Annotated in this window: 23 protein-coding genes and 1 riboswitch; of the genes, 12 read left to right on the top strand and 11 right to left on the bottom strand. The window is 67.1% G+C overall.

Annotated features, from left to right (window positions below):
* Window positions 1-61 precede the first annotated feature (61 nt).
* From ACO6D5_RS02120 to ACO6D5_RS02075, 10 genes are all read left to right on the top strand, one after another.
* Complete coding sequence (locus tag ACO6D5_RS02120; protein ID WP_485824512.1) at window positions 62-1,531, top strand: NAD-dependent succinate-semialdehyde dehydrogenase; 1,470 nt, start codon at window positions 62-64, stop codon at window positions 1,529-1,531.
* A gap of 18 nt (window positions 1,532-1,549) precedes the next feature.
* The gene (locus tag ACO6D5_RS02115; RefSeq protein WP_485824511.1) at window positions 1,550-3,184 is read left to right on the top strand and encodes a GMC family oxidoreductase; all 1,635 of its coding nucleotides are present in this window, start codon (window positions 1,550-1,552) and stop codon (window positions 3,182-3,184) included.
* A 43-nt stretch (window positions 3,185-3,227) separates the two neighbouring features.
* Window positions 3,228-4,430: an ABC transporter substrate-binding protein gene (locus ACO6D5_RS02110; RefSeq protein WP_485824510.1), complete on the top strand. Its 1,203-nt coding sequence runs from the start codon at window positions 3,228-3,230 to the stop codon at window positions 4,428-4,430.
* An 81-nt stretch (window positions 4,431-4,511) separates the two neighbouring features.
* Window positions 4,512-5,426 (top strand): branched-chain amino acid ABC transporter permease, encoded by a 915-nt coding sequence (locus tag ACO6D5_RS02105; RefSeq protein WP_088588861.1) that lies wholly within the window; start codon window positions 4,512-4,514, stop codon window positions 5,424-5,426.
* Window positions 5,423-7,204 (top strand): branched-chain amino acid ABC transporter ATP-binding protein/permease, encoded by a 1,782-nt coding sequence (locus ACO6D5_RS02100; RefSeq protein ID WP_485824509.1) that lies wholly within the window; start codon window positions 5,423-5,425, stop codon window positions 7,202-7,204. The genes ACO6D5_RS02105 and ACO6D5_RS02100 overlap by 4 nt, the downstream gene beginning before the upstream one ends.
* A gap of 9 nt (window positions 7,205-7,213) precedes the next feature.
* A complete protein-coding gene (locus ACO6D5_RS02095; RefSeq protein ID WP_485824508.1) occupies window positions 7,214-7,936 on the top strand; it encodes an ABC transporter ATP-binding protein in 723 nt (240 codons plus the stop codon).
* Window positions 7,937-7,946: 10 nt separating this feature from the next.
* Window positions 7,947-9,137, top strand: a complete 1,191-nt coding sequence (locus ACO6D5_RS02090; protein ID WP_485824507.1) for a CaiB/BaiF CoA transferase family protein — start codon at window positions 7,947-7,949, stop codon at window positions 9,135-9,137.
* 11 nt (window positions 9,138-9,148) lie between these two features.
* Window positions 9,149-10,090, top strand: a complete 942-nt coding sequence (locus ACO6D5_RS02085; RefSeq protein ID WP_315527035.1) for a hydroxymethylglutaryl-CoA lyase — start codon at window positions 9,149-9,151, stop codon at window positions 10,088-10,090.
* Window positions 10,091-10,149: 59 nt separating this feature from the next.
* Complete coding sequence (otnI, locus tag ACO6D5_RS02080) at window positions 10,150-10,935, top strand: 2-oxo-tetronate isomerase (RefSeq protein ID WP_485824506.1); 786 nt, start codon at window positions 10,150-10,152, stop codon at window positions 10,933-10,935.
* Window positions 10,936-11,069: 134 nt separating this feature from the next.
* Complete coding sequence (locus ACO6D5_RS02075; RefSeq protein ID WP_485824505.1) at window positions 11,070-12,050, top strand: Bug family tripartite tricarboxylate transporter substrate binding protein; 981 nt, start codon at window positions 11,070-11,072, stop codon at window positions 12,048-12,050.
* 11 nt (window positions 12,051-12,061) lie between these two features.
* On the opposite strand, the gene ACO6D5_RS02070 is transcribed toward ACO6D5_RS02075, so the two are convergent.
* Both ACO6D5_RS02070 and ACO6D5_RS02065 read right to left on the bottom strand, forming a co-directional pair.
* Window positions 12,062-12,967 (bottom strand): EamA family transporter, encoded by a 906-nt coding sequence (locus tag ACO6D5_RS02070; protein ID WP_315527032.1) that lies wholly within the window; start codon window positions 12,965-12,967, stop codon window positions 12,062-12,064.
* A 65-nt stretch (window positions 12,968-13,032) separates the two neighbouring features.
* Complete coding sequence (locus tag ACO6D5_RS02065; RefSeq protein ID WP_315527031.1) at window positions 13,033-13,677, bottom strand: LysE family transporter; 645 nt, start codon at window positions 13,675-13,677, stop codon at window positions 13,033-13,035.
* Between the two features lie 193 nt (window positions 13,678-13,870).
* On the opposite strand from ACO6D5_RS02065, the gene ACO6D5_RS02060 reads away from it, so the two are divergent.
* Window positions 13,871-14,341, top strand: coding sequence for an Lrp/AsnC ligand binding domain-containing protein (locus ACO6D5_RS02060; RefSeq protein WP_315527030.1), 471 nt, complete (start codon window positions 13,871-13,873; stop codon window positions 14,339-14,341).
* Here ACO6D5_RS02060 and ACO6D5_RS02055 read toward each other — a convergent pair.
* Both ACO6D5_RS02055 and ACO6D5_RS02050 read right to left on the bottom strand, forming a co-directional pair.
* On the bottom strand, window positions 14,328-15,317 hold the full coding sequence (locus tag ACO6D5_RS02055; RefSeq protein ID WP_485824504.1) for a Bug family tripartite tricarboxylate transporter substrate binding protein: 990 nt from the start codon (window positions 15,315-15,317) through the stop codon (window positions 14,328-14,330). The genes ACO6D5_RS02060 and ACO6D5_RS02055 overlap by 14 nt on opposite strands.
* Window positions 15,318-15,519: 202 nt before the next feature.
* Window positions 15,520-16,443 carry a LysR family transcriptional regulator gene (locus ACO6D5_RS02050; protein WP_485824503.1) on the bottom strand — a complete coding sequence of 308 codons (924 nt, stop codon included), beginning with the start codon at window positions 16,441-16,443 and terminating at the stop codon, window positions 15,520-15,522.
* Window positions 16,444-16,594: 151 nt separating this feature from the next.
* Here ACO6D5_RS02050 and ACO6D5_RS02045 point away from each other — a divergent pair, with 151 nt between their 5' ends.
* Window positions 16,595-17,767: a M20 aminoacylase family protein gene (locus ACO6D5_RS02045; protein ID WP_315527026.1), complete on the top strand. Its 1,173-nt coding sequence runs from the start codon at window positions 16,595-16,597 to the stop codon at window positions 17,765-17,767.
* 16 nt (window positions 17,768-17,783) lie between these two features.
* On the opposite strand, the gene ACO6D5_RS02040 is transcribed toward ACO6D5_RS02045, so the two are convergent.
* Genes ACO6D5_RS02040 through ACO6D5_RS02010 form a run of 7 tightly spaced genes read right to left on the bottom strand, consistent with a single transcriptional unit; the run spans window position 17,784 to window position 26,173 of the window.
* A complete protein-coding gene (locus ACO6D5_RS02040) occupies window positions 17,784-20,246 on the bottom strand; it encodes a mechanosensitive ion channel family protein (protein WP_485824502.1) in 2,463 nt (820 codons plus the stop codon).
* Window positions 20,247-20,290: 44 nt separating this feature from the next.
* Window positions 20,291-21,070: a 3-oxoacyl-ACP reductase gene (locus ACO6D5_RS02035; RefSeq protein WP_485824501.1), complete on the bottom strand. Its 780-nt coding sequence runs from the start codon at window positions 21,068-21,070 to the stop codon at window positions 20,291-20,293.
* A gap of 1 nt (window position 21,071) precedes the next feature.
* Entirely contained in the window at window positions 21,072-22,091 is a 1,020-nt protein-coding gene (locus ACO6D5_RS02030) for an ABC transporter substrate-binding protein (RefSeq protein ID WP_485824500.1), read from the bottom strand.
* Window positions 22,092-22,111: 20 nt separating this feature from the next.
* Window positions 22,112-22,876, bottom strand: a complete 765-nt coding sequence (locus tag ACO6D5_RS02025) for an ABC transporter permease (protein WP_485824499.1) — start codon at window positions 22,874-22,876, stop codon at window positions 22,112-22,114.
* Window positions 22,873-23,637, bottom strand: coding sequence for an ABC transporter ATP-binding protein (locus ACO6D5_RS02020; protein ID WP_485824498.1), 765 nt, complete (start codon window positions 23,635-23,637; stop codon window positions 22,873-22,875). Before ACO6D5_RS02020 ends, ACO6D5_RS02025 begins: the two co-directional genes overlap by 4 nt.
* Window positions 23,634-25,094, bottom strand: coding sequence for an acyl-CoA reductase (locus tag ACO6D5_RS02015; protein WP_485824497.1), 1,461 nt, complete (start codon window positions 25,092-25,094; stop codon window positions 23,634-23,636). The genes ACO6D5_RS02020 and ACO6D5_RS02015 overlap by 4 nt, the downstream gene beginning before the upstream one ends.
* A complete protein-coding gene (locus tag ACO6D5_RS02010) occupies window positions 25,091-26,173 on the bottom strand; it encodes a LuxE/PaaK family acyltransferase (RefSeq protein WP_315527015.1) in 1,083 nt (360 codons plus the stop codon). The genes ACO6D5_RS02015 and ACO6D5_RS02010 overlap by 4 nt, the downstream gene beginning before the upstream one ends.
* Before the next feature lie 69 nt (window positions 26,174-26,242).
* A riboswitch (TPP riboswitch) is annotated at window positions 26,243-26,330 on the bottom strand.

The following is a 26,330-nucleotide window of genomic DNA, read 5'->3' as shown; positions in this document are numbered from 1 at the left end:
ATAGCGACCGGCCCGCCTGTTTGAGCGGACGGCGCAAGAAGGATGGATGGAGCGCAAAGCAATGAATCTGCAGAATAGCCAGCTGCTGCGGCAGCAGGCGTACATCGGCGGCGCCTGGTGCGACGCCGACAACCGGGCCACCATCACGGTGCGCAACCCCTTCGATGCCAGCCCGCTGGGGACGGTCCCGAATCTGGGTCAGGCCGAAACCGCGCGTGCCATCGCGGCTGCCGATGCCGCGCTGCCGGCATGGCGGGCCAAGACGGGCAAGGAGCGCGGCGCTATCCTGCGCCGCTGGCACGCCCTGATCGAGGCCAACAGCGACGACCTTGCCCTGCTGCTGACGCTGGAGCAAGGCAAGCCGCTGGCCGAGGCCCGCGGCGAACTGAACTACGCGTTGTCGTTCGTGGAATGGTTTGCCGAGGAAGCCAAGCGCGTCTATGGCGACGTGCTGCCCCATACCCGCGGCGACCAGCGCATGCTGGCCATCCGCCAGCCGGTCGGCGTGTGCGCGGCCATCATCGCGTGGAATTTTCCGTCGGCGCTCGTCACGCGCAAGGTCAGCCCGGCGCTGGCCGCCGGCTGCACCGTCGTGCTCAAGCCCTCTGAATTGACGCCGTTCACCGCGCTGGCGCTGGCCTGGCTGGGCGAGCAGGCAGGCATCCCCCCTGGCGTGCTGAACGTGGTCATTGGCGACCCGGCCCCCATCGGCGCGGAACTGACGCAGAACCCCACGGTACGCAAGCTGACCTTCACCGGGTCGACGCAGACGGGACGTCTGCTGATGCAGCAAAGCGCGTCCAACATCAAGAAGCTGTCGCTGGAATTGGGCGGCAACGCGCCTTTCATCGTGTTCGAAGACGCGGACCTGGACGAGGCGGTGCAGGGGCTGGTGCTGTCCAAGTTCCGCAATGCCGGCCAGACCTGCGTCTGCGCCAACCGCGTCTACGTGCACGCCAGCGTGGCGGACGCGTTCAACGAGAAGCTGCTGGCCGAGATCCGCCGCATGAAAGTGGGCGGCGGGTTGGAAGACGGCGTGACGCAAGGCCCGCTGATCGACCAGCGCGCCGTGGACAAGGTAACGCGCCTGGTGGCGGATGCCACCGCGCACGGCGCCACGCTGCTGGCGGGCGGCAAGCTGCGCCAGGCCGGCACCCTACTGTACGAGCCGACGCTGCTGACGGGCATCACCGACGCCATGGAATTGGCGCACGAAGAGATCTTCGGCCCGGTGGTGGGCATCAGCACGTTCGATTCCGAAGCCGCAGTCCTGGCGCGCGCCAACGACAGCGCCTCCGGCCTGGCCGCCTATTTCTACACGGCCAACCTGGAACGCGTCTGGCGCATGATGGAAGGGCTGGAATACGGCATCGTGGGTGTCAACACCGGCGCGGTCTCCAACGAGGTCGGCCCGTTCGGCGGCATCAAGGAATCGGGCGTGGGCCGCGAAGGCTCGAAGTACGGCATCGAAGAGTTCCTCGAAATCAAGTACGTGTGCCTGGCCGGCAAGTCGTTCAACGCGCCGCGCTAACCCCTACGGAACCCCGACATGAGCCAAGCCCAGCAAGCGTCCCTGCGGGATGCCGACGCGTTCGATTATGTGATCGTCGGATCCGGCGCGGCCGGATCCATCCTGGCCAACCGCCTGTCCGCCGACGGCGCGACCGTTTGCGTGCTGGAGGCCGGCCCGCCGGACAACAGTCCGTTCCTGCACATCCCGGCCGGCTTCATCAAGGCCGTGTTCAACAAGAAATACGCCTGGCAGTTCTCAAGCGAAGGCACGACGCAGACCAACGGCCGGCGTGTTCCTATCCCGCAGGGCCGCACGCTGGGCGGTTCCACGTCCATCAACGGCCTGGTCTACAACCGCGGCCAGGCGGCCGACTTCGACCACTGGGCCAGCCTGGGCAACCCCGGCTGGGCCTATGCGGACGTGCTGCCGTACTTCAAGTCGATGGAGCGTCGGGCAGGTGGCGACGACCGGTATCGCGGCCGCCAGGGCGAACTTCCCGTCACCGACATCGACTGGATCCACCCGCTTTGCGAGGCCTTCATTGCGGGCGCCGTAGAGCAAGGCCTTCCGCGCAACCCCGATTACAACGGCGCCGACCAGGCGGGCGTGGGCTATTTCCAGCGCACCATCAGCAACGGCTGGCGCATGAGCACGGCCAAGTGCTTCCTGAAGCCTGCGATGGCGCGCAAGAATCTGGACGTGCGCACCTATGCGCAGGCCACCCGCGTGCTGTTCGACGGCGCGCGCGCCGTTGGCGTGGCCTATTGCCACCCCGCGCATCCCGCCCGGGTGCGCGCCGTGCGCGCCAAGCGCGAGGTCATCGTGGCCTGCGGCGCGATCAACACGCCCAAGCTGCTGCAGCTGTCCGGCCTGGGGCCGGCAGAGCTGCTGCGCGAGCACGGCATCCCTGTGGTGTGCGACCTGCCGGGCGTGGGCGAAAACCTGAGCGACCACTATTCCGTGCGCATCGTGGCGCGCGTGAAGAACAGCCAGACCATGAATGAACTGGTCAAAGGCCTGAACCTGGCCGGCCAGATCAGTCGTTGGCTGTTCAAGCGGCCCAGCATCATGGCGCTCAGCCCGTCGCTGCTGCACTATTTCTGGAAATCGCGCCCGGAACTGACCGCGCCCGACCTGCAGGGCGTGTTCACGCCCGCCAGCTACAAGGAAGGCTACGTCGGCGTGCTGGACGATTTTCCCGGCATGACGGCGGGCGTCTGGCAGCACCGCCCGGACAGCCGCGGCCAGGTCCGCATCCGCTCGGCCGACCCGCTGCAAGACCCCGTGATCCTGGCCAACTACCTGGCGGACGAACGCGATCAGCAGACGCTTGTGCGCGGCATCCGCCTGGCCCGCCGGCTGCTGCAGTCGCAGGCGCTGGCGCCGTACTTCGACAGCGAGGCGCTGCCGGGCCCGCTGTGCGAATCGGATTCCGAACTGCTGGACTTCGCGCGCCGCTTCGGCGTGTCGTCCTATCACGTCAACGGCACGGCCCGCATGGGCCCGGCGGACGACAAATACGCCGTGGTGGATGCGCAGCTGCGCGTGCACGGCGTGCAGAACCTGCGCGTGATCGATTCGTCGGTCATGCCCGCCATGCCGTCGGCGAACATTTGCGCCGCCACGATGATGATCGGCAACAAGGCCGCCGACCTGATCAGGAATTCCTGAAAACCCAAGATGCGGTCACTCGAGTGACCCGTTAGGAGACAACGTGTACACCAAGCATTTCCCCAAGATCATGAAGACCTTGCTGCTGTCGGCGGCGCTTGCGGGCGCCAGCGGCGCCGCGCTTGCCGATGACATCAAGATCGGCTTCAACAGCGACATGTCGGCCACCGGGTCGGCGGACTTCGGCATTTCGGCCCTGGCCGGCGCGCGCCAGGCCGCGGACGACCTGAACGCCGCAGGCGGCGTGCTGGGCAAGAAGGTCGTCATCGTCGAACGCGACGACGTCGGCGCCCCGCCCAAGGCGATTCAGAACACCAACGAACTGGTCGACAACGTCAAGGTCAACGCCATGCTGGGCGGCGTGAACTCCGGCAACATGCTGGCCTGGCTGCACATCGTGCAGCAAAAGAAGATCCCGACCATCTCGCCGGTGGCGACCGCCACCGACATCACCGGCCGCTACGCGAAGTCGCCGCCGAACTACGTGTTCCGCGTGTCCATGCGCGACCGCGACCAGATCGCGCTGCTGGCGGCCTACGCGGCGCGCGCCAGCAAATCGGGCAAGGTGGCGATCATCGCGGATACCACCGGCTACGGCCAGCAAGGCGCAAAGGACGCGCTGGAGATCCTGGCGCTGCACAAGATCACCCCGGTCGCCAACGAGAAGTTCGGTCCCAAGGACACGGACATGAGCTCGCAGCTGAACAAGATCAAGGCCTCGGGCGCGGACACGCTGATCGTCTATGCGCTGGCCGACTCCAACGCGCACGTCATGCGCAGCCTGGAGAAGATCAACTATTTCCCGACGACGCTCGCGTCCTGGGCCAACCTGAGCTCGCCGTTCCTGCGCATTGCCGGCCCCGAGCTGGCGGGCAAGATGATCTTCACCGCGTCGATCACCGAAGATTCATCCAAGGAATCCAAGGCGCTGTACGACACGCTGATGAAGCGCGACGGCCGTGTGCCGACCTACGTGATGGCCGCGCAGGCCTATGACTCGGTCAAGCTGATCGCCGCCGCCATGGAGCAGGCCAAGTCCACCGATGGCGCCGCCGTGCAAGCTGCCCTGGAGCAGCTGTCGCAGGCGCAAGGCGTGATCAAGGCCTATCAGAAGCCGTTCTCGACGGACAACCACGAGGCCCTGTCGGTCAAGGACTTCCGCCTGGTGCGCTGGATCGACGGCAAGGTCGCGACGGTTGACGATGAGGTCACCCGCGCCATCAAGCCCGAAGACCTGAAGCTGTAAACGGCAGGAAAGCGGGACATCAAGGATCTCTCCCCTGCGGCGCGAGCGCGGCGGGGGAGTCGTCAAAAGGGGGCCTTCAGCATGCAAATACTACAAGCCATATTGAGTGGATTGGCCATGGGCAGCGTCTATGCCCTGGTCGCGTTCGGTTTCAGCATCACCTACACCACGACCAAGACGTTCAACTTCGGCCAGGGCGCGTTCCTGGCCCTGGCCAGCCTGATCGGCATCAGCGCGATCCTGCTGGTCACCCAAGGCAAGCTGATCGGCTTTCCCAGCCCCGAGGACGTGACCTGGGGGTCGTTCCTGTTCGCGCTGCTGGCGGCCATGCTGGTCCTGGGCCTCTTGGGATTCGTGCTGTACATCACCGCCATCAAGCACTTCGTGGGCGAAGCGGGACTGTCATGGGTGATGAGCACGATCGGCTTCGGCATCATCATCCAGAACCTGGCGCTGCTGATCTGGGGCCCGGCCCCGATCGCGGTGGCGTCTCCGCTGGGTGAAGGCATCATCACGATCTTCGGCACCGGCGTGCGTCCCCAGGAAATCCTGGTGTTCTGCACCACGCTCGTCCTGATGATCGTGTTCGACTGGGCGCTGCACAAGACCAAGATGGGCAAGGCGGTGCGCGCGGTGGCGTTCAGCAAGTCCACCGCCAGCCTGATGGGCATCAACGCCAACGCCGTGGCGGTGGCGGTATTCGTCATCAGCTCGGCGCTGGCGGCCATTGCCGGCGTGATGATCGCGCCGATCGCGACCGCCTCCGTGTTCGTGGGCACGCTGCTGTCGCTCAAGGCGTTTTCGGCCGCCATCCTGGGCGGGCTCGAGAACCCGCGCGGCTGCATCTTCGGCGGCTTCCTGATCGGGCTGCTGGAATCGCTGATCGGCCTCTGGTATTCGAACCTGCGCGAGATCGCCGTGTTCGCGCTGATCATCGTCGTGCTGTATTTCCGCCCGGCCGGCATCCTGGGCCGCGTGCACGCGGAGAAGGTGTGAACATGTCAAAACTCCTCATTCCGCTTGTCATCGCCGCCCTGGCCGTGGGCTTCGCCTATTCGGGGCTGAACGATTTCTACCTGCTGATCCTGTTCAACATCGGGGTCTATTACATCGCCGCCACCGGCTTCAACATCCTGGTCGGCCAGACCGGGCAGAAGTCGCTGGGCCATGCCGGCCTGTTCGGCGTGGGCGCCTACACCGTGGCGCTGTTGACCGTGAACTACCAGGTCAATCCGTGGCTGGCGCTGCTGTGCGCGGCGGGCGTGTCGGCCATCTTCGGCGTGGCCATCGCCATCCCGGCGCTGAAGGTCAAAGGGCCGAGCCTGGCCATGGTCACCATCGCCTTCGGCCTGCTGATCGAAAAGATCGTGTCCGAATGGACCGACGTGTTCAAGGGCCAGGAAGGCTTCTACGGCATCACGGGACTGACCTTCAATGGCGCGACGCTGGACAGCCGCCAGTGGGTGGTCGTGGTGGTGCTGGTGGGCCTGGCGTTGCACGCGATGACGTCGCTGCTGCTGAACGGGCGCTTCGGCCGCGGCTTCGCTGCCGTGCGCACTTCAGAAATCGCCGCGGAAAGCGTGGGCATCAGCGTCTACCGCTTCAAGATCCTGGCGTTCGCGATCAGCGCCATCACCTGCGGCATCGCGGGCGGGCTGGTCGCGCAGCAGAACCAGTACATCAACTCGGACTTCGTCAATTTCAACCTGTCGGTGTTCTTCCTGGTGCTGGTGCTGTTCGGCGGCCGCACGCCGGTCGGTTCGTTCCTGGGTGCGGTGGTGCTGACGGTGCTGGACGCCATGCTGGCGCGCTGGCCCGAAGTGCAGCATTTCGCCTATGGCCTGATCCTGCTGTTTGCGCTGTACGCCATGCCGGAAGGGCTGGCCGGTTTGCTGCGCCGCGTCTTGCCGCAACGCGGCCAGCGCGACGCCTTGGCGCGCAGCACGAACGCTGTCGAATGGACGCCCAAGCGCGCCGCGCCGCCCGCCAAGCCCGGCCAGGGCCGGGCCGCGCCCGAGTTCCTGGAGGTGAAGGACCTGTACAAGGCCTTCGGCGGCGTGGTCCCCACCAACAAAGTGTCGTTTTCGCTGGCGCAAGGCTCGATCGTGTCGCTGATCGGGCCCAACGGCGCGGGCAAGACCACGACGTTGAACCTGTTGTCCGGACTGGTTGCGCCGGACGCGGGCAGCATCCGCTTCAAGAACAAGCAGATGGTGGGCCTGTCGGCCAACGAGATCGCGGCCTCCGGCATCGGCCGCACGTTCCAGAACCTGAAGCTCTTCGACGGCCTGACGGCGCTCGAGAACGTGATGGTGGGGTTCTATCGGGTCCAGCAATCCGGCTTCATCTCGAACCTGCTGGGGCTGCCGGCCAGCCTGGCCGAAGAGCGGCGCATGCGCCAGGAGGCGTTCGCCATCCTGAAGTTCTTCGATCTGGACCGCTATGCGGACGATGCCGCCAACAGCTTGCCCTACGGGTTGCAGCGTCGGTTGGAGATCGCCCGCGCGGTGGCCGCCATGCCCGACCTGCTGCTGCTGGACGAACCCGCGGCAGGCCTGAACCCGGCCGAGACCGACCAGCTGACCGACCTGATCGTCAAGCTCAAGGGCATGGGCCTGACCATCCTGCTGATCGAACACCACATGGACCTGGTCATGGCGATTTCGGACCACATTGTCGTGCTGGACTACGGCGTGAAGATCGCCTCCGGCCTGCCGAACCACATTCAGGAGAACCCGAAAGTGATCGAAGCCTACCTGGGCGCGCCCGCATAGGAGACCACCATGAGCCGATTACTGGATATCAAGGACCTGGCGGTCAGCTACGGCGCCGTCAACGCGTTGAAGCGGGTGTCGCTGCATGTGGACACGAACGAGATCGTGACCATCATCGGCGGCAATGGCGCCGGCAAGAGCACGATGATGCGCGCCCTGTCGGGCATCGAGAAGTCCACGGGGTCCATCGCGTTCGCCGGGCAGGACCTGGGCGGCGTCAGCGCGCACAAGCGCGTGGGGCTGGGCATCGCCCACGTGCCGGAAGGCCGGCAGGTGTTCCCGGACCAGACCGTGTTCGACAACCTGATGCTGGGCGCCTTCCTGCGCAAAGAGCCGCCGGCCGAACTGGCCGGCGAGATCGAGCGCTGCTTCGCGATGTTCCCGCGCCTGAAAGAGCGCCGGGACCAGTACGCGGGCACGCTGTCGGGCGGCGAACAGCAGATGCTGGCCATCTGCCGCGCGCTGATGAGCAAGCCGCGCATCCTGATGCTGGACGAGCCGTCCCTGGGCCTGGCGCCGCTGATCGTGGCCGAGATCTTCAAGATCATCAAGTCGTTGAAGGAACGCGGCATGACGATCCTGCTGGTCGAGCAGATGGCCAATCAGGCGCTGGCGATCTCGGACCGCGCGTATGTGCTGGAGGTGGGCTCCATCGTGATGGAGGGCACCGGCCAGGAATTGTTGGCCAGCGAGCGCGTGCGCGAGGCCTATCTGGGAAAACACAAGAGCTGACGAGGCAATCATGTCATCCAAACCATTGAGCGGGATCCGTGTGCTGGAGTTGGGCCAGCTGATCGCCGGGCCGTTCGCCGCCAAGATGCTGGGCGAGTTCGGCGCCGAGGTGATCAAGATCGAGCCGCCCGGCAAGGGCGACCCCCTGCGCAACTGGCGCCTGATCCACGACGGCACGTCCGTCTGGTGGCAGGTGCAGTCGCGCAACAAGAAGTCGGTCAGCCTGGACCTGCGCCAGCCCGAGGCGCAGGACTTGATCCGCGCCCTGGTCAAGGACATCGACGTCGTGGTCGAGAACTTCAAGCCGGGCACGATGGAAGGCTGGGGCCTGGGTTGGGAGGACCTGCGCGCCATCAATCCGCGCCTGGTGATGTTGCGCGTGTCCGGCTATGGGCAGACCGGCCCATACCGCGACCTGCCCGGTTTCGGCGCCATCGGCGAAGCCATGGGCGGCCTGCGCCACCTGAGCGGCGAGCCGGACCGCACGCCCGTGCGCGTGGGCATCTCCATCGGGGATTCGCTGTCGGCGCTGCATGGCGTCATCGGCATCCTGCTGGCGCTGCGTGCGCGCGACCAGAACGGGCAGGGCCAGATGATCGACGTGGCGCTGTACGAATCCGTCTTCAACATGATGGAGAGCCTGTTGCCGGAATACGCGGTGTTCGGCGAAGTGCGCCAACCGGCGGGCAGCAGCCTGCCGGGCATCGCGCCCAGCAACGCGTATCGCTGCCAGGACAACAAGTACGTGCTGGTGGCCGGCAACGGCGACAGCATCTTCAAGCGCCTGATGGGCGTGATCGGCCGTCCAGACCTGGCCGATGCGCCGGAGCTGGCCAATAATGCCGGCCGCGTGAAACACGTGGTGATGCTGGATGACGCCATTTCGCAATGGACGGGCCAGCACCCGCTGGACGAGGTCCTCGTCCGCCTGAACGAAGGGCAGATTCCGGCCGGCAAGATCTACGACGTGGCCGACATCGCCACCGATCCGCACTACCAGGCCCGCGGCATGATCCTGGACGGCGCGCTGCCCGACGGCACGCCGATCAAGCTGCCGGGCATCGTGCCCAAGCTGTCGGAGACGCCGGGCGAGGTGCGCAGCGCCGCGCCCGCCCTGGGCCAGGACACGGACGGGGTGCTGGCCGGCCTGGGCGTGGACGAGGGCAAGCGCGCCGACTGGCGCGCGCGCGGCATCATCTGAAAAGGACAGCCATGAACGAACCGAGCGCAACCCGCAAGAAGCTGTACATCCAGGACGTGGCGCCCCGGGACGGCTTCCAGAACGAAAAGCAGTTTATCGAGACGCAGGACAAGATCGACTTCATCAACGCATTGTCCCAAAGCGGATTCGCCAAGATCGAAGCCACGTCCTTCACGTCGCCCAAGGCGATTCCGGCGCTGCGCGACGCCGAGGCCGTGATGCACCAGATCGAACGCAATCCGGACGTGGTCTACACGGTGCTGGTGCCTAACGTGCGCGGCGCGCAGCGGGCGCTGGAGTGCAACGTGGACGAGGTCAACCTGGTGATGTCGGTCAGCGAAACCCACAACCGCGCCAACCTGCGCATGACGCGCGAGCAGTCGTTCGAGCAACTGAGCGACGTGGTCAGCGTGGTGCGGGGCAGCCGCGTGGCGGTCAACGTATCCTTGTCCACGGTTTTTGGTTGCCCGATGGAGGGCGACATCAACGCCTTCGACGTGCTGGAACTGGTGGGGCGCTTTGCCGCGCTGGGCGTGGATGGCGTCACCCTGTGCGACACGACCGGTATGGCGTATCCCACGCAGGTGGGCAAGATCGGCCGCGAGGTCCGCCGGCTGTTCCCCGACCTGACCACGACCCTGCACTTCCACAATACGCGCGGCATGGCGCTGGCCAACACGCTGGCGGCGCTGGAGGCGGGCATCGACCGCTTTGACGCGTCGCTGGGCGGACTGGGCGGGTGCCCCTATGCGCCGGGCGCCAGCGGCAATGTCTGCACGGAAGAACTGGTGCACATGCTGGAGCTGATGGGTTACGACACGGGCGTGGACCTGGCGCGCATCCTGGGCATCGCGGCGACCTTGCCCGCGCTGGTCGGGCACGACATCCCCAGCCAGATCCTGAAGGCGGGCCCGCGCCTGACGCTGCATCCGGCGCCCGATTTCGGCGGGTAGCCCCGACGGGGCGGCGGTGTGCTAAGTTGCCGGGAATGCCGCCCGGCCCGGAGCCCGCCATGCTGAAATTCGCCGCCAACCTGTCGATGATGTACCCGGAACACGCGTTCCTGGACCGTTACGCCGCCGCGGCGGCGGACGGCTTTCTGGGCGTGGAATGCATGTTCCCTTACGAGGCCCCCGCGGCCTTCGTCCGCGAACGCATCGATGCGGCCGGCGTGTCGCAGGTGCTGTTCAATGCGCCGCCCGGCGTGGTCAGCCAGGGCGAACGCGGGCTGGCGGCCTTGCCCGGCCGGCAAGCGGAATTCCAGGCAGGAATCGAGCAGGCGCTGTCCTACGCGACGGCATTGTCCTGCTCGAACGTCCACGTGATGGCGGGCTTGGCGCCGGCCGGCGTGCCGCGCGAAGCCCTGCTGGATTGCTACCGCGAGAACCTGGACTGGGCGGCGCGGCAGGCGCGCTCGGCGGGCGTCACCGTGCTGATTGAACCCATCAATACGCGCGACATCCCCGGCTACATCCTCAATCGCCAGGATGACGCGCATGCGGTCGTGCAGGCTGTCAACGCGCCCAATCTGAAGGTGCAGATGGACCTGTACCATTGCCAGATCGTCGAGGGCGACGTCACCGCCAAGCTGCGGGAATACCTGCCGACCGGTCGCGTGGGACACCTGCAGATCGCCGGCGTGCCGTTGCGCCACGAGCCCGATCGCGGCGAACTGGATTACGGTTGGGTGTTCGGCGTGTTGCGCGAACTGGACTACCGGGGGTGGATCGGCTGCGAATACCGGCCGGCAGGCGACACCTCCGCCGGCCTGCGCTGGCTCGCGCCCGCCCGTGGGTGATGGCCGCGATTGCCGCTCTGCGCATGACTTCCCGATGAGGTTTTCCCGAGTTGCCGAGACGGGCGGCTCGCTGTAAATATAATTAATATGTTAACGAATAAAGGCATTCGAATGCCATCCGAGGAGACCAGGTCATGAGCACTAGCAACCTTCGCCGCGCGTTGCTGGCGGCGGCGTTGTCGGCCGCCGCCGCGTTTGCCGCTACCGCGGGGGCGGCGGAATATCCAGACCACCCGATCCGCTGGCTGGTGCCGTTCAGCCCTGGCGGCGGCAGCGACCTTGCCACGCGCATCGTGGCCAAGCACGTGGGCGATACGCTTGGCCAGACGGTGGTGGTCGAGAACCGCCCCGGCGCCGCCACCATCGTTGCCGCGCAGGAAACCGCCCGCGCCGCGCCGGACGGCTACACCCTGATGACGGCAGGCATGAGCACGCTGGCGCTGAACCCGTCCTTGTACAAAAGCCTGCCTTACGATCCGTTCCGTAACCTGTCGATGGTGTCCACGCTGGTGAACCTGCCCATCGTCCTGGTGGCGTCGCCGGCATCCGACCTGACCACCATGACCGACGTCATGATGTATCTGCGCAGCGCCAAGCAGGCCAGCTACGCTTCGCTAGGCGTGGGCAGCCCGCACCATCTGGCCATGGAATTGTTCCTGCAGACCTTCGGCGGGCAGGCCACGGCCATCCCGTACAAGGGCACGCCGCCCGCCTTGCAGGATGTGGCCTCGGGCGTCGTGCCCCTGATGATGGCCGACCTGGCCGCCGCCCGGCCATTGATCCAGGCGGGCAAGCTGCGCGCCATCGCCGTGCCGGCCGCGCAGCGCTCGGCGTTGCTGCCCGACGTGCCGACCTTCGGCGAAGCCGGCGCCTACCCCTTGGAAGCCGCGGCCTGGCAGGGCGTGGTGGCCCCGGCCCGCACGCCCAAGCCTATCGTGGAAAAACTAAGCCGCGCCATCGTGGCGGCGCTGCAGTCGCCGGAGGTGGTCAAGCAATTGACGTTGCAAGGCATGGAACCCGCCGGCAGCACGCCGGATGCATTCTTCAACTATGCGCGTGACGAACGCGACCGCTGGGGCGCGGTGATCCGCCACAAGGGCATATCGGCCGACTGACGGCGCACGCCTTAGTCGGGCGCCGGCACCTGGGCCTTGCGGCTGCGTTGCGCCGTCGCCGCGCAGCCGGCGGATGCCAGGATGATCCCGCAGATGGCCAGCCATTGCGTCTGGGTCAGGTGTTCGTTCAGCACGATCACCCCGGCCAGCGCACCCATCGCGGGCTCCATGCTGAGCAGCACGCCGAAGGTCTTTTGCGGCAGCCGGCGCAGCGCCACCATCTCCAGCGAATAGGGCAGGGCGCTGGACAGGATGCCGACCCCGATGCCGGCCAGGATCAGCTTGGGGTCCAGCAAGGCCATGCCCGCATGGGCTGCGCCCACCGGCAGCGCCACCATCGTGGCGGCCAGCAGGCCCAGCGACGTCGCCTGCCCGCCATGAACATTACCCGCCATCTTGCCGAAGATGATGTAGGCCGCCCAGCAGACCGCGGCGCCCAGCGCGTAGGCGATGCCCGTCGGATCCAGGTCATGGATGGATTGGCCGGTGGGGATCAGCAGTACCAGTCCGGCCAGCGCACACGCGATCCAGACGAAGTCGATCGCGCGCCGTGACAGCACCACGGCCAAGGTCAGCGGCCCGGTGAATTCAATGGCGATCGCCACCCCCAGCGGCAGCGTGCGCAGCGCCATGTAGAACAGCAGGTTCATGCAGGCCAGCGTGACGCCGTACAGGGCGATCTTGGCCGCGTTCTTTTTGGTCAGCGGAAAGCGCCACGGCCGCCAGAACGCGATCAGGATGATGGCGCCGATGACAATGCGGTAGGCGGTCGTGCCCTGCGCGCCCACTGCGGGAAACAGCGACTTGGCGAACGAGGTGCCAATGCACAGCGAAGCCATGGCGCCGATCAGCGACAGGGTGGGGAGCAGGGTGGAGGCCGAGGCGTTTTGCCCGGTGTTCAAGGTGGCGGCGGTCATGGTGGTGGGGTGAAGCTCAAAGCGTTGGGGCGGTGCGCAAAATCAAAAAGGGCCTTGTCCAGCCATCACGGGCCAGGATTCACGGCGGTGGAGTAAAGCACATACAGGGCCAGGCCGACCATGATGGCGCCCAGCAGCCCTTGCTGCGCCCGCAGGAACCACGGATTGCGCCCGACCCAGCCGCGGATCCGCGACGCGCCGAACGCGAAGCAGCTGCCGTAGGGCAGGCTCAGCACCTTCATCGTGATGCCCAGCACCAGCATCTGGACCCAGACCGGCCCGTTTTCCGGCGTGGTGAATTGCGGCAGGAAGGCGATCATGAACAGCAGCACCTTCGGATTCAGCAGATTCGTGATGAAGCCTTGCCAGAAGGCGTCGCGGGCGTCGCCGGGCCGGGCGCTCAGCGACACGTCGGCCGATTGCGCGCAGCGGATGATCGCCTTGACGCCCAGGTAGCCCAGGTACAGACCGCCCGCCGCCTTGATGCCCACGAACAGCGCCGGGAAGGCCCGCAGCACGGACGCCAGGCCCAGCACCACGGCCGGCACCTGGATGAAGCCGGCCGCCACGTTGCCCAGCACGCTATGGAAAGCGGGGCGGAATCCCTGCGTCATGCCGCGGGACAGGGTCAGCGCCATGTCGGGGCCGGGCGTGAGCTTGAGCGCCGCATCGGCGGCGAGGAAAAGCAGGAAAAGCTGGAGTGAGGGCATTGCGGGATACGGCTGGAAATCCCGCGTGGCGGGTGGCAGGCTCTCAGTGTAAGCAAGCCGCCTGAATATTTCCTGCGTCACGAGGGGTGGAAATGAAGTTTCCCGTCGAAATGGGGCCGGATTCCGTCGCGGGCAGGATTAGAATCTGGCGCATAGCCGTATCCGGCCAGATACCCACGCGTTCCGAGCCCCCATGGAACTAGACGATTTCGACCTCCAGATCCTGCAAAGCCTGCAGGAAGACAACCAGCGCACGAGCCAGGACGTCGCCGCGCGCGTGAACCTGTCGCCGGTGTCCTGCCTGCGCCGCATGAAGCGCCTGCGCGAAGCCGGCGTGGTCACGGCCGACGTGTCGGTGGTGGATCCCGCCGCCGTCGGGCGGGGGATCATGATGGTGGTGCTGGTGTCGCTGGAGAGCGAGCGCGCCGACAAGCTGGACCAGTTCAAGCGCGCGATGGCGGGCGCGCCCGAGATCATGCAGTGCCTGTCGGTCACGGGCGAGGTCGATTTCGTGCTGACGCTGACGATGTCCGACATGGGTGAATACGAGGTCTTCGCCCAGCGCCACTTCTGGGGCAACCCCAACGTCAAGCGCTTCTCCACCCTGGTGGTCATGAACCGGGTGAAGCACGGGCTGACGGTGCCGATGCCTACATCGGCTTGAGCCCCAGCGCATCGATCATTTGCCGGTATTTGGCCACCTGCGCCACCGCGTAGGCGTCGGCATCCTGTTGGCTCATCGGCCGCAGCAGCAACCGCCCTTCGGCTTCCATCCGTTCGCGCAAGTCGGGCTGTTCCAGCGCATACCCTACCGCGCGGCGCAAGGTGTCCACGGCAGGCGCCGGCGTGTCTTGCCGCACGTAGTAGCCGCCGGCGATCGTGTAGACGAAGTCCGGAATGGTCCTGCTTTGCGAAATCAGCGGCAGCTTGGCCAGCGGCGCGGGCAAGACGTCGGAAAAAGTGGTCAGGATCTTCAACTGCTGCTGCGCCGCCATGCCTTCCATGGCCTGCTGATAGGGCAGGACGGCGAAATCGACCTGGCGGCCGATCAGGTCCTGCAAGGCGGGCGCCGCGCCGCGATACGGCACGTGCAGGAATTCCGCGCCCACCCGCCGGCCCAGGTACTCGGTCATGATGTGGTACAGGGAGCCTACCCCGACGCTGCCGAAGGTCAGGGGCTTGGCGCCCGGCCGCTTGGCGTAGGCGATGAAATCGTCGACGTTCGATACAGGCAAGTCGGCGCGCGCCAGCAGCACGATGGTGGCTTCGCTGATGGGCTGGGTCAGGCGGAAGTCTTCGGGCGTGTAGCGGGCCGCGGTATTCAGGAACGGGCTGAGGATGACTTCGTTGGCCGACCCGTGCAGGAAGGTATAGCCGTCGGGCGCGCTCGTCAGCACACGGCGCGCGCCCAGCATGCCCGCGCCGCCGCCCACGTTTTCGACGACGACCTGCTGCTTGAGCGCATGGGCGATGTGCACGCCGAACTGCCGCGCCGAGGCGTCGCTGGCGCCGCCGGCCGGATAGGGCACGATCAGGCTCAGGGGTTTGTCGCCGGGATAGTCCGCGGCCTGCGCCAACGGGGCGGCGGCGCAGGCCGCCAGGAAAATGGCGGCCGCCCGGGCCGGTAGGTTCCAACGCATGCTGCTTCTCCCTTGTCATTGCTGTTGTAGAGGCAGCCGGGTTCCCGGACTGCCTCACGCAGTCTAGGCAGCGGCGTTTGTCCGCATCAATGTCGAGCGGCCGCTCGGATCATTGTGAATTCCGCAACGATGCGCGCCGCTGGCGTCGGGGCAGTTTGCTCGCGCGGCCGGCTCGGGCGCGCACGGCCAACGCGCAGACGGTTCAGGCGCGCCGGGGCTCCAGGGCGGGAAAGGTCTTCAGAATGTGGCGCAGCATGCTGGCGGTTGCGGGCGGCAGGTGCCGGCCGGCCAGGCTGATGACGTGCGTGCGGCTGTTGTTCAGGATCGGGTTGGCCAGCGGCAGCGACACCATCTGGCGGAACTGCGCGCCTTTCAGCGGCATGGACAGCGGGTTCACGACATAGCCCAGCCCCTGGCTGGCGAACTCCCACAGGATCTTGAATGAATTGGTCAGCAACGCGGGCTTGAGCTTGACGTTCTCGTCCAGCTCCGCCGCCTGGATGTGCTGGCGAACGCCGAACGATTCATCCATCGCCGCCCAGCCGTGAGGCGCCAGATCCGCCAGCCGCAGAGGGCGGCGCGCGCGCGCCAGCGGGTGGTCTTTGTGCACGTGCACGCGCATCGGCGCGGCGCGGGAATAGTGCGAGCGCAACCGCACATCGTTGGGCGGCTGGAAGGCCAGGGCGATCTGCGCGCGTTCCTCCACGATGCAGCGCACGGTTTCATTGGTGCCAGCGACGTGGATGCTGTAGGTGATGTCGGGATGCTCGCGTACGAAAGAAAGTAGGACGGGTTCCCACAGCATGTCGACGAATCCTTCGCCCAACGCCAGCTCGACGTGGCCGCGGGTGGCGCTCTTCAGGTTGTTGACCTCGGCCTGGAAGGACTCGTTCAGGTCTTGCTGCCGCCGCGCGAACAGCGCCACCAGACGCCCCGCATCGGTAGGCACCACGCCGCGGCCGCGGCGCTCCAGCAAGGTCAGCCCCGTGTCCGCCTCCAGCCGGGCAATGGCGCGGCTGATGGCCGACGGATCGGTATTCAACTGGTCGGCCGCGGCGCGCAACGTGCCGGTCTCGATGACTTGCAGCAGACACAGCGTCCGCTTGAACTCCAGGACATCATCCATCAGGGCTTCCTTGCCGCGGTCTTGGCGTGAGGTTGGATCGTTGCAAAAACCGCATCGATAAGACTTGATCATTGCTATCGGCTTTGTACCCGCGCCTGTCTATAGTCGATAGCCGTATTTCCCCCAAGCCGCTTTACGGAGACCCCGCCCCATGGCCATCGTCGAATCGCCCGTCAACGCCGACCTGCTGCGTCAAATGCGCGAATGGCGGCGCGACCTGCACGCGCATCCTGAAACCGCCTTCTGCGAATTCCGCACGGCCGACCTGGTGGCCCGCGAACTGGCCCGCGCCGGCGCCGTCGTGCACCGCGGGTTGGGCCAGACCGGCGTGGTGGGCACGATGACGCGGGGCGAGGGGCCGGTGATCGGGCTGCGCGCCGATATGGACGCGCTGGACATGCAAGAGCTGGGCGACGCCTCGCACCGTTCGACCATCGCCGGCAAGATGCATGGCTGCGGCCACGACGGCCACACCGCCATGCTGCTGGGCGCGGCCCATCATCTGGCCGGCGACCCGGGTTGGCGCGGCACGCTGCATTTCATCTTTCAACCTGCCGAAGAGCACGCGGGCGGCGGCCTGGCGATGGTGCGCGACGGACTCTTCGACCAGTTCCCGTGCGATGCCGTCTTTGCGCTGCACAATTCGCCCAACTTGCCCTTCGGGACGGTGGCGACCCGCGTGGGCACCGTGATGGCCAACTGCGACACCTACGAGATCACGGTGACGGGCAAGGGCTGCCACGCGGCGCAGCCCGAACATGGCGTCGACCCCATCGTGGCGGCGGCGCAGGTGGTTTGTGCCATGCAAACCATCGTCAGCCGGAACGTGAAGCCCACTGATGCATTGGCGCTCAGCCTTACGCAGATCCATGCCGGCGATACCTGGAACGTCGTGCCCAACAGCGTGTTGCTGCGCGGCAGCTGCCGCACGCTGACCGCCGCCACGCGCGACCTGGCCGAACGGCGGTTGCGCGAGGTGTGCGCCGGCGTGGCCATGACCTCGGGCACGTCGATCGACGTGCAGGTGTTCCGCGGCTATCCGGCATGCGTCAACACCGAGGCCGAAGTGCAATTGGCCGCCCGGGCGGCCGCGCGGGTGGTGGGCGCGGAACGGGTGGACACGGCCTGCACGCCGCGGATGGGCTCGGAAGATTTCGCGTACATGCTCGAGCAGCGTCCGGGCGCGTATGTGTTCGTGGGCGCGGCGCGCCCGGGGCAGGACAATCCGCCTGTGCATAACCCGTACTACGACTTCAACGACGACATCCTGCCCCTGGGCGCGCACTATTGGGTGGAGCTGGTGAAAGAGGCGATGCCGGCATAAGCCGCGACGCCCCGGTTCAGCCCGGGCCGGTGGCCGCTTGGGGCGGCCGGGCCGCCAGGATGGCGCCGGCTTCGTCCGAAATGCTGCGCAAATGCAGGTCGCGCTGCGGGAACGGGATCTCGATCCCGGCCTGCTTCAGCGCCGCGTACATGCCCGTCAGCATGGCGCTGCGGATGTCGATCCAGCGGTCGAAATCGGTGGTCCAGGCGCGCAGGCTGAAGTCCAGCGTGCTGGCGCCGAATCCCATGAACAGCACCACGGGCGCCGGGTCGGCCACGATGCCGGGCGTCTGCCGCGCCACACCGTCCAGCAATGCGATCACCTGCGCAGGGTCGGTGCCGTACGCCAGCCCGACGCTGATTTCGATGCGGCGGCTGCGGTCCAGCATGGTCCAGTTCGTCAGCTTTTCGGACAGCAGCGTGCCGTTGGGGACGATCACGTCGGCGCCTTCGAAAGTCTTGATCCGCGTGGCCCGCATCCCGATCTCGCGCACTTGGCCCGACGTGCCGCTGATGTCCACGACGTCGCCCGGCTGTATCGGGCGTTCGAACATCAGGATCAGGCCTGACACGAAATTGTTCACCACGTTCTGCAGGCCGAAGCCGATGCCCACGCCCAGCGCGCCGAACACGATGGTCAGTTGGCTGGTCTGGAAGCCTGCCGCCGACAGCGCGATGCCCAGGCCCAGCAGCAGCACCAGGTAGTACGTCAGCGACGCGATGCTGTTGCCCACGCCCCGGGGCAGCGCCATGCGGGTCAGCACCTCGTCGTGCAGGATCAGGCGGATGGTGCGCGCGGCCCAGAACGCGATCACTACCGACACCAGGAACACCAGCACGTTGCCCAGGCTGATCGAGATCGTCCCGACGGCCAGCGTATAGGACAGCAGTTCCGCGACGAAAGCGTAGGTCGAGCGCAGCACCCGGAAGCGGTCCATGGCGTAGACCACCCAACCTAAAGCGGCTGCGGCGGTCAGCAGGCGGATCAGCAACTGCACTAGCGGCGGGGCATGTTCGCGCGCCAGCCGGAAGCGGGAGATGCCCTGGCGCGCCAGCAGCAGTTGCAGCAAGGTGGTGATGACCGTTACGCCCGCGTACAGCACCAGTCCGAAGTAGCCGCTGCCGATGACGGCGCTGGTCAGCATTTCGGCCAACGACACATTGCCGAACAGGTTGGCGGCAAGCGATACGCACAGCAGCGTCGCGGCGCCCCAGGCGATGGCCCGCAAGGCGCGCATCTGCCGCGTCGGGGCGATGGGCACCGCCTTGTGGCCGCGGCGCATCAGCCACAGGATGGCGGCTAGCGCGACGGCGGTCAGCGCCACGGTCGAAAGCCGGTAGAACAGCGTGTTGGCCAGGAACAGGAACCCCAACCGTTCGGCCAGGAACAGGCCGGTGATCACGTGGGGCCACTGATCCATCTGCCGCCGGGCCGACGGCGGCAGCAAGCGCAGCACCGGCACGGCAGCCAGCACCAGCGCGACCTGCTGCACCATCAAGGGGGCGTCCGGCTCCAGCGCCAGGACGCCCAGCATGGACAGCAGCAGCCATGTCGACAGGGGCCGGCCCAGCACGCCGGCCGCGGTCTCGCTCATCACGCCCGCCCGGATCGCGTCGCGGCTCTTCCTGGCCAGCCACAGCAGCAGCGGCAAGAGCACCAGCTGCAACACGCGCAGCGCGCGCTGGTTGCCGCTGTCGGCCGCGTTGTAGTCGCGTGCGAAGCGCACCTCGATGTCCAGCCCGGTCCGCAGCAGGGCCATGGTGTCCTTGCCCGAATCCGGCGTGCGGGCCAGGGCCCACAATGGCGGCGAATCCACGCGCATCAGACGGGCGTCGATGTAATCGATGGCCTCGGTCACGGATCGCTGGCCGGTCTTGATCCGTTCTTCGATGGCGTTGGCGCGTTGTTCCAGTTCGGCCTGCTGGGACAGGGGGCCGGACAAGGCCTGTCCGGCCGCGTTCAACTGCGCCAGCACCGCATTCATGCGGTCGGTCAGCGCGGGCGGCAGGCTGGCCGCATCCGCAGCGTCCTTGATGGCCTGCCAGGCGGCGCGCCGCCGAAACAACTCCGCCGCGTCACTGGCGTACCAGGATGTCGCCTGACGCAGGTCGGATTGCCAGCGCGCCAGCCGGTGGGCATCGAAAAGCCAATGCCGCTCCAGGCTTTCCACCCGCATGATAGGCAGGGTGCGCAGCTGGGCTGGCTGGAATTCATAGAGTTTTTCGTCGACGGACTTGGCGATGGTGGCGAGCGCGGGCGAGAACGCCGCACCGGGATCGGCCGCCGTCGCGCGCTGCAGCACGCCTTCGGCGTACCGCAGGTCGGTGTCCGCCCGCAGCGGAATATCCGCCATCTGGATGGCCTCTGGCGGCGCAGGGGCGGGCGCGGCGGGCGGCGAGGCAGTTTGCGCGCTTGCCAGGCCCGGCAGGCCAAGCATCAGTCCGAACAGGCAATGGAGGATTCGTGCTCGGACGCGCATGTTGCGACTCCGTTGGGCTGCGGCGAACCAGGGGGCTACCCACTCTAGCGCATCACCAGTCCGCCGTCCACGAACAGCACTTGGCCGGTCATGAAACCACTCCAGTCGGACGCCAGGAACAGCACGGGGCCGGCGACGTCCTCCGGCCGGGCGATGCGCCTGAGCGGCGTGGCGTCGATCAGTTGTTCGCGGAACGACTCCTGGGTGCTGCCGCTGGCCTGGGTCGGGTAGACCAGGCCGGGGGCGACGCAGTTCACCCGAATCCCGTAGGGGCCCAGCTCGGTGGCCAGATTGCGGCTGAACGCCACCAATGCCGCCTTGGCGGTGGTGTAGTCGTGATACGGCACCACCGGATGATCGACCAGGTTGCTGGCGATGTTGACGATGGTGCCTTGCGCGCGCTGCTTGAAATGCGGCAGTGCGGCGCGGCAGACGTTGAATGCCGCGCCGACCGCGCCGTCGAATTGCGATTGGTAGTCCTGCCAGGCGATGTCGCCGAACGCGGTGCGCTGCCGGGGATCGAACGCGTAATGCCGCAAGGCGTTGTTGACCACGACATCCAGCCGGCCCGCGTCCTGCACGATGCCGTCCACCATGGCGCGCACCGCCTCCGGCGAGCCGACATCGGCCTGCACGGCCCAGGCGTCGCCGCCGGCGGCCTGGCATTGCGCCACCACGGCCTCGGCCGCCTCGGCATTGCTCAGGTAGTTGACGACCACCGTCGCGCCTTCCCGCGCAAAGCCGCGCGCGATCTCGGCGCCGATGCCGCGGCTGGCGCCGGTCACCAGCACTACCTTGCCTGTGAACTTCAGGGCGGCGCTCATGTCAGGCCGCCGGCAGCAGGCTGGCGTCGACGGAGGCGGACACGTCGATGCGGTGCTGGATCAGGCCCAGCGCGTGATAGGCATCGGCCGCCTTTTGCAGCAGGTCCAGATCCAGCGTGCCCAGCGGCCGGCCGTCGGCGGCGATCGACGCGGCATTGCGCAGCCGGATCACTTCCAGGTTGATGGCGCGGTCGGTGCCGTCGATGGCGCGCTTGCCCGCCAGCGTGGCGGCTTCCTCCGGCTGGGCGATCATCCATGCGGCGCTGTCGCGGTAGGCCTTCAGGAACGCCCGCAGCAGCGGCTGCTTCTGTTGGAGGACCTGCTCACGCACCACGAACAGGTCGCTGGACACGTTGAGGGTGTCGGCGACGTTCATCACGTTGACGTCGCCCAGGCCGCGCCGGCGCCCCACGAGCAGCCCGGTGTCGGTGGCCGCGGTGGCGTCGACCTGGCCTTGCAGCAGCGGCGCGAAGTTCAGCACGCCCGTCACCACGATTTCAACGTCGGCTTCGGTCAGGCCGGCCTGGTGCAGCAGCACCAGCAGGTTCTGGCGCGTGCCGCTGGCCAGGCTGTAGACGCCGATGCGCTTGCCCTTCAGGTCCGCCGGCCGCGTGATGCCGGCCGACTTCAGCGACACCACGTTGAAGACGTTCTGCGGATAAATGTCGTAGATGGCGCGCAGCTTCTCGCCCTTGTCCAGGGCCATGAAGAACGAGCCGGGATCGGTGAAGGCCACGTCGGCCTGGCCGCTGAGGATGTTGCGGATGGCGTCGCCGCCGCCCGCGCCCGGCAGGTAGACCAGTTCCACGCCCTGCGCCTTGAAAAAGCCCTTGTCGGGTTCGGCCAGCAGGTTGGTGATTTCGCTGATGGGCTTGCTCCAGCCGGCCAGCGTGACCTTGCCGGAGGTGGCGGCTTGGGCGGTCTGGGCGCCTTGGGCGCGCGCGGCCAGCGGCGTCAGCGATGCCGTGGCGAGGCTCGCGGCCGCGGCCAGCAGCGCGCGGCGGGTAGGGGACGGGAGCATGGGAAGAGTCCTGGAAAATGTCATGGATGATCGGCGTAGGGGCGCAGCAGGCGCCGCTCCAACACCAGCGTGGCCTGATAGCCCAGCAGCCCGATGGCGGCGATGGCTGTCAGCGCCGCGAACATGAGGGGCGTGTCCATCATGCCTTGCGCGGCGATGATGACGGCGCCCAGCCCGCGGCTGGCGCCGATGAATTCGCCCACCACGGCGCCGACCAGCGCCAGCACCAGCGCCACGCGCAGCCCCGCCAGGATGCCGGGCAGGCCCGCGGGCAGCTTCAGGCGCAGCAAGGTCTGCGCGCGCGAGGCGCCCAGCATGCGGAACAGTTGCAACCGGTTCGGATCCACCTGCCGCAGGCTGGTCAGCGTGTTTTCCATCAAGGGGAAGAAGCAGATCAGGGCGGTCATCACCACGGTGGGCGCCATGCCGAAGCCGAACCACAGCACGAACAGCGGCGCCAGCGCCAGCTTGGGCACGACCTGGCTGATGATGACGTAGGGCTTGAGCACGCGGTCCAGCAAGGCCGATTCGGCCAGCGCCACGCCCATCGCCAGGCCGGCCGCGCCGCCCAGCGCCAGCCCCAGCAGCATTTCGGCAAGCGTGGCGCCGATGTGCGGCCACAGATAGCCGGTAGCAAGGCTGGTCCACAGCGTCCTGGCCACGGCGGAAGGGGCGGGCAGCACCAGCGCGGAAATGCCCGCCTGCCGCACGGTCGCCTCCCAGGCGCCTACCAGGACGACAAGCAGCGCGACCGCCAGAAGGCGCGAATTGAGGGCCTGCTTCATGCGCGGGCCCCGTTCATGGATGCGAATACTTGCGCGCAATACGCATTGAAGGCGGCGCCGTGCCGCATGGACTGCGTGCGCGGCGAGGGCAAGTCCACGTGCAGGTCCGCCACCATCCGGCCCTGGTGCATGACCGCGACGCGGTCGCCCAGGTAGACGGCTTCACTGATGTCGTGCGTGACGAACAGCACGGTCGTCTTGCGCAGGCGGCACATCCGCATCAGGTCGTCCTGCAGCTCGCCGCGGGTAATCGCGTCTAGCGCTGCGAAAGGCTCGTCCAACAGCAGCAGGGCCGGCGCAAGGATCAGCGCCCGCGCCAGCGCCACCCGGCTTTGCTGGCCGCCGGACAATTGGCGAGGGTAATGCTCGGCATGGTCGGACAGGCCCAGCATCGCCAGCAGTTCGTGCGCGTGCGCGGTGTCCTCCGAAGACGGGCGACGTTGCAGCGACACCGGCAGCAGCACGTTGTCGATGACGCGGCGCCATTCCAGCAGCGTGGGCGCCTGGAACACGTAGCCCAGTTGCGGGCCGGGGGCGGCAGGCGCGCCGTCCCACAGGCGGATGTGGCCGGACTGCGGGGTGAGCAGTCCGGCGGCCAGCTTCAGCAGAGTCGTCTTGCCGCAACCGCTGCGCCCGACCAGGCAATGGAATCCACCGACCTCCAATCGCCAATCGATACCGTCGACGATGGGCGGCCGGCCAGGATAGGTGTAGACCACCCGTTCGATGTCCAGAAAAGGCAGGGCCGAAGCGGTGCTCATGGTTCGTAGGACGCGAACGGATCGGCGGCGGCTTCGGCGGATTGCTCGATTTCGGTCATGCGGACCAGATCCAGCAGATTGAAGCGGCCATCGTGGTGCCAGCCGGCCTCGGGCACGCTCATCGCGCCGATGGCGCTCACGCGGGTCACGCCTGCCGCGCCCAGTTGCTCGGCCAGCCGGTACAGTTCTTCCGGCGTGGCGGCTACGCCGGCCGTCTGCAGGAATTCGCGGCGGGCCGCCACCTGCGGCGCCACGTCGTCCAGCGCGTCGATGCCGGCTACCGTGATGCTGCGCTGCAGAGCGGTCGGCGCCAAAGAGGGCGCCTTATCGACATAGGCCACGCTCCATGCCGTTTCCATGTCGCCGATCAACGCATCCGCGCCGTCGGGAGTCAGCGTCCATTCGATCGACTGCCGCCATTTCGCCACGGCGGCCGATTCTTCCAGGTCCAGCGCGCGCCGCGGAAAGCGACGCTGCAGATTCGATAGCTCGCCGGCCAGGTAGCCGGCGAAATCGCGCGGCGAGACCGGGCCGCCGCGTTGCACATAGAACACGTGCGGCGAATAGCAGCCTTGCTGGTCGTAGCGCATCACGTCCCACGCCGCGCGGCGAGCCAGGGCGGGCGCCTTCTGGGCATCCAGCGCCATTGCGCTGACTACGCCGAAACCCAGCTTGTGCCCGTGCGCCAGAAAGCGTGCGGTGACCGGCAGGCGGCGCTGGATGGCGTGCAGCGCCTCGTTGCCGCCGTAGGCCACGACCGTATCGGCCTGGGCGTAGAGCGCGGACGCGTCTTCGTCGCCCGCGCCACGCCACCACACCACGGCCAGGCAATCGGCCAGTGGCGGGTGCACCTCGGCCAGCAACCGGGCGAACCAGCCCGCGAACAATGGCTCGGCGCTGGGCATTTTTCCGATGTTGCCGGCCTTCACCAGCAGGCCGCAGACCAGGCTCCACAACGCCAGCGCGGGCACGTTGCCGGCCCAACTGTGCGCAAGCAGTTGCGGGCCATAGGCGCGCACCGCGCCGCCCTTGGCGGCAGGCTGGAAGCCGTCCAGCACTTTGGGGTTGGCGAAATCTTCGGCTACGAAGCGGTGCAGTTGCGGCGCACGAAACGTCTTGAAAAAGCCGGTCAGGCCCAGGCGCACCATCTCGGCGTCGTAGCCGCTGACGATCGGCAACAGCGCGTCGGCCTGCCGCCGGTACGGGTCGTTCGGATCCAGCAGCCGGGCGATGGCGCGGTCGATGACGGCAATGATCTCCGACACCGTCATGGTCTTCAGATGCTGCGCGCTGGCGCGTTTGACGCGCTCGGCAAGCGCCTGCATCTGCAGCGCGGTCAACACCGGCACCGCGACGTCGACGCGCTGGCCGTCCTGCTCGAACGGCAAGACTTGCCATTGGACATCGGCCGGGGAAAGTCCCGGCAGATATCCCGCCTCGACGCGAAAGGTCTTCATGGCGTGGCCGACCGGATGAATTCTTCCACCGCCAGCGAGCAGCCTTTAGCCTGCGCGCCTTCGGCGCGGCCCAGCAGCAGGAAGCCGCCGTCTGCCGGCTGCCCGACGTCTTCCGTCAGGATGGTGTTGACCGAGTTGAAGTTGCCCAGGTCGCAATGCGCCAGGATGCCGCGCTCACCTGCCGGCACCGTGCGGCCGGTGGCCGGATCGACCAGGCGCGAACGGATCCAGTGCGGGCCCGATTTGACCGACGGCACGACGGCGTTGCCGTTGTCGTAGAACTGCGTGCTGAGTTCGGTCATGCCGTACATGTTGATGCACAGCGCGCGCGGCACGCCCAGGAGTTCCGACAGTTCCGAATAGAACATGTCCAGCGGCAATTCGCGCGACTGGCCCTTGTAGCCGCCGGTATCCAGGATGCGGCTCCCGGGCGGCAGGCGGAACGCGCGGCCTTCCTTGCGCAGCGCATCGATGACGTGCACGAAACTGAAGCTGGCGCCCAGCAGAGCATAGGGCTCGCCCCGGTGCTCGGCTTCTTCCAGCCGGCGCCACAGGCCGTCCAGGTCGATCCCCTGCGGCGACATGAAATAGCGGCTGTCTTCGGTGCCAAAGGCGGATTTCGCCAGCGCCAGATAATGCGCCAGCGACGAATTGGGCATCGCGATTTCATCGGGGAACAAAATGCCCATCGGCAGGCGAGGCGTGCCCTGCATGACGCGCTTGTCGAAATTGCGGGTCATGGACAGGTCGTAGACGTCCAGATGCGGATGGAAGTGGCGCCCGCGCATATCGGCGCGCGTCGTGCCGCTGGTCATGAACACGCGCTCATCGGGCCGGGGCGGCTCGCAGCGCAGCTCCATCGCCTTGAAGGCATCGATGGGCACGGCCGGAATGTCGCTCCACGTCTTCACGTTGCGCACGGTCGCGCCGCGACGCTGGCAGAAGCTGCGATAGGGCGCGCTGGCCCCGTACTGATAGGCGAAAAGCTGCAGCGCAAGCTGATCGAACTGTTCGTCGGTGCAGCCGTCCTGGGCAATGAATTCGAGTAGGTCCGCGACCGGCGGGGCGACGTTGTTCATGGGCGTTCGTTGATTCCAGTACAGGGAAGCTCCGAAGCCCGCCTGCGCAAGCGGCGCAGGGGCGCGGCAGGACAAGGCGAATGCTCTTCTTACGCCGGCATGAACCGGGTCAAGTTCGCGGGTCTGAATCTCAGCACTGGCGTGCACCCCGGAGCAA

The sequence above is a fragment of the Achromobacter sp. genome, from assembly GCF_057314935.1.
Note: the sequence above shows the minus strand (reverse complement) of the source record. Positions and strands in the feature narration are given on the sequence as shown.

What these genes read in the sequence shown, in the direction of transcription:
- ACO6D5_RS02120 (WP_485824512.1), top strand. Translation starts at nt 62, where the DNA reads ATGAATCTGCAGAATAGCCAGCTGCTGCGGCAGCAGGCGTACATCGGC.
- ACO6D5_RS02115 (WP_485824511.1), top strand. Translation starts at nt 1,550, where the DNA reads ATGAGCCAAGCCCAGCAAGCGTCCCTGCGGGATGCCGACGCGTTCGAT.
- ACO6D5_RS02105 (WP_088588861.1), top strand. Translation starts at nt 4,512, where the DNA reads ATGCAAATACTACAAGCCATATTGAGTGGATTGGCCATGGGCAGCGTC.
- ACO6D5_RS02095 (WP_485824508.1), top strand. Translation starts at nt 7,214, where the DNA reads ATGAGCCGATTACTGGATATCAAGGACCTGGCGGTCAGCTACGGCGCC.
- ACO6D5_RS02090 (WP_485824507.1), top strand. Translation starts at nt 7,947, where the DNA reads ATGTCATCCAAACCATTGAGCGGGATCCGTGTGCTGGAGTTGGGCCAG.
- ACO6D5_RS02085 (WP_315527035.1), top strand. Translation starts at nt 9,149, where the DNA reads ATGAACGAACCGAGCGCAACCCGCAAGAAGCTGTACATCCAGGACGTG.
- otnI (WP_485824506.1), top strand. Translation starts at nt 10,150, where the DNA reads ATGCTGAAATTCGCCGCCAACCTGTCGATGATGTACCCGGAACACGCG.
- ACO6D5_RS02075 (WP_485824505.1), top strand. Translation starts at nt 11,070, where the DNA reads ATGAGCACTAGCAACCTTCGCCGCGCGTTGCTGGCGGCGGCGTTGTCG.
- ACO6D5_RS02070 (WP_315527032.1), bottom strand. Translation starts at nt 12,967, where the DNA reads ATGACCGCCGCCACCTTGAACACCGGGCAAAACGCCTCGGCCTCCACC.
- ACO6D5_RS02065 (WP_315527031.1), bottom strand. Translation starts at nt 13,677, where the DNA reads ATGCCCTCACTCCAGCTTTTCCTGCTTTTCCTCGCCGCCGATGCGGCG.
- ACO6D5_RS02060 (WP_315527030.1), top strand. Translation starts at nt 13,871, where the DNA reads ATGGAACTAGACGATTTCGACCTCCAGATCCTGCAAAGCCTGCAGGAA.
- ACO6D5_RS02055 (WP_485824504.1), bottom strand. Translation starts at nt 15,317, where the DNA reads ATGCGTTGGAACCTACCGGCCCGGGCGGCCGCCATTTTCCTGGCGGCC.
- ACO6D5_RS02050 (WP_485824503.1), bottom strand. Translation starts at nt 16,443, where the DNA reads ATGGATGATGTCCTGGAGTTCAAGCGGACGCTGTGTCTGCTGCAAGTC.
- ACO6D5_RS02045 (WP_315527026.1), top strand. Translation starts at nt 16,595, where the DNA reads ATGGCCATCGTCGAATCGCCCGTCAACGCCGACCTGCTGCGTCAAATG.
- ACO6D5_RS02040 (WP_485824502.1), bottom strand. Translation starts at nt 20,246, where the DNA reads ATGCGCGTCCGAGCACGAATCCTCCATTGCCTGTTCGGACTGATGCTT.
- ACO6D5_RS02035 (WP_485824501.1), bottom strand. Translation starts at nt 21,070, where the DNA reads ATGAGCGCCGCCCTGAAGTTCACAGGCAAGGTAGTGCTGGTGACCGGC.
- ACO6D5_RS02030 (WP_485824500.1), bottom strand. Translation starts at nt 22,091, where the DNA reads ATGCTCCCGTCCCCTACCCGCCGCGCGCTGCTGGCCGCGGCCGCGAGC.
- ACO6D5_RS02025 (WP_485824499.1), bottom strand. Translation starts at nt 22,876, where the DNA reads ATGAAGCAGGCCCTCAATTCGCGCCTTCTGGCGGTCGCGCTGCTTGTC.
- ACO6D5_RS02020 (WP_485824498.1), bottom strand. Translation starts at nt 23,637, where the DNA reads ATGAGCACCGCTTCGGCCCTGCCTTTTCTGGACATCGAACGGGTGGTC.
- ACO6D5_RS02015 (WP_485824497.1), bottom strand. Translation starts at nt 25,094, where the DNA reads ATGAAGACCTTTCGCGTCGAGGCGGGATATCTGCCGGGACTTTCCCCG.
- ACO6D5_RS02010 (WP_315527015.1), bottom strand. Translation starts at nt 26,173, where the DNA reads ATGAACAACGTCGCCCCGCCGGTCGCGGACCTACTCGAATTCATTGCC.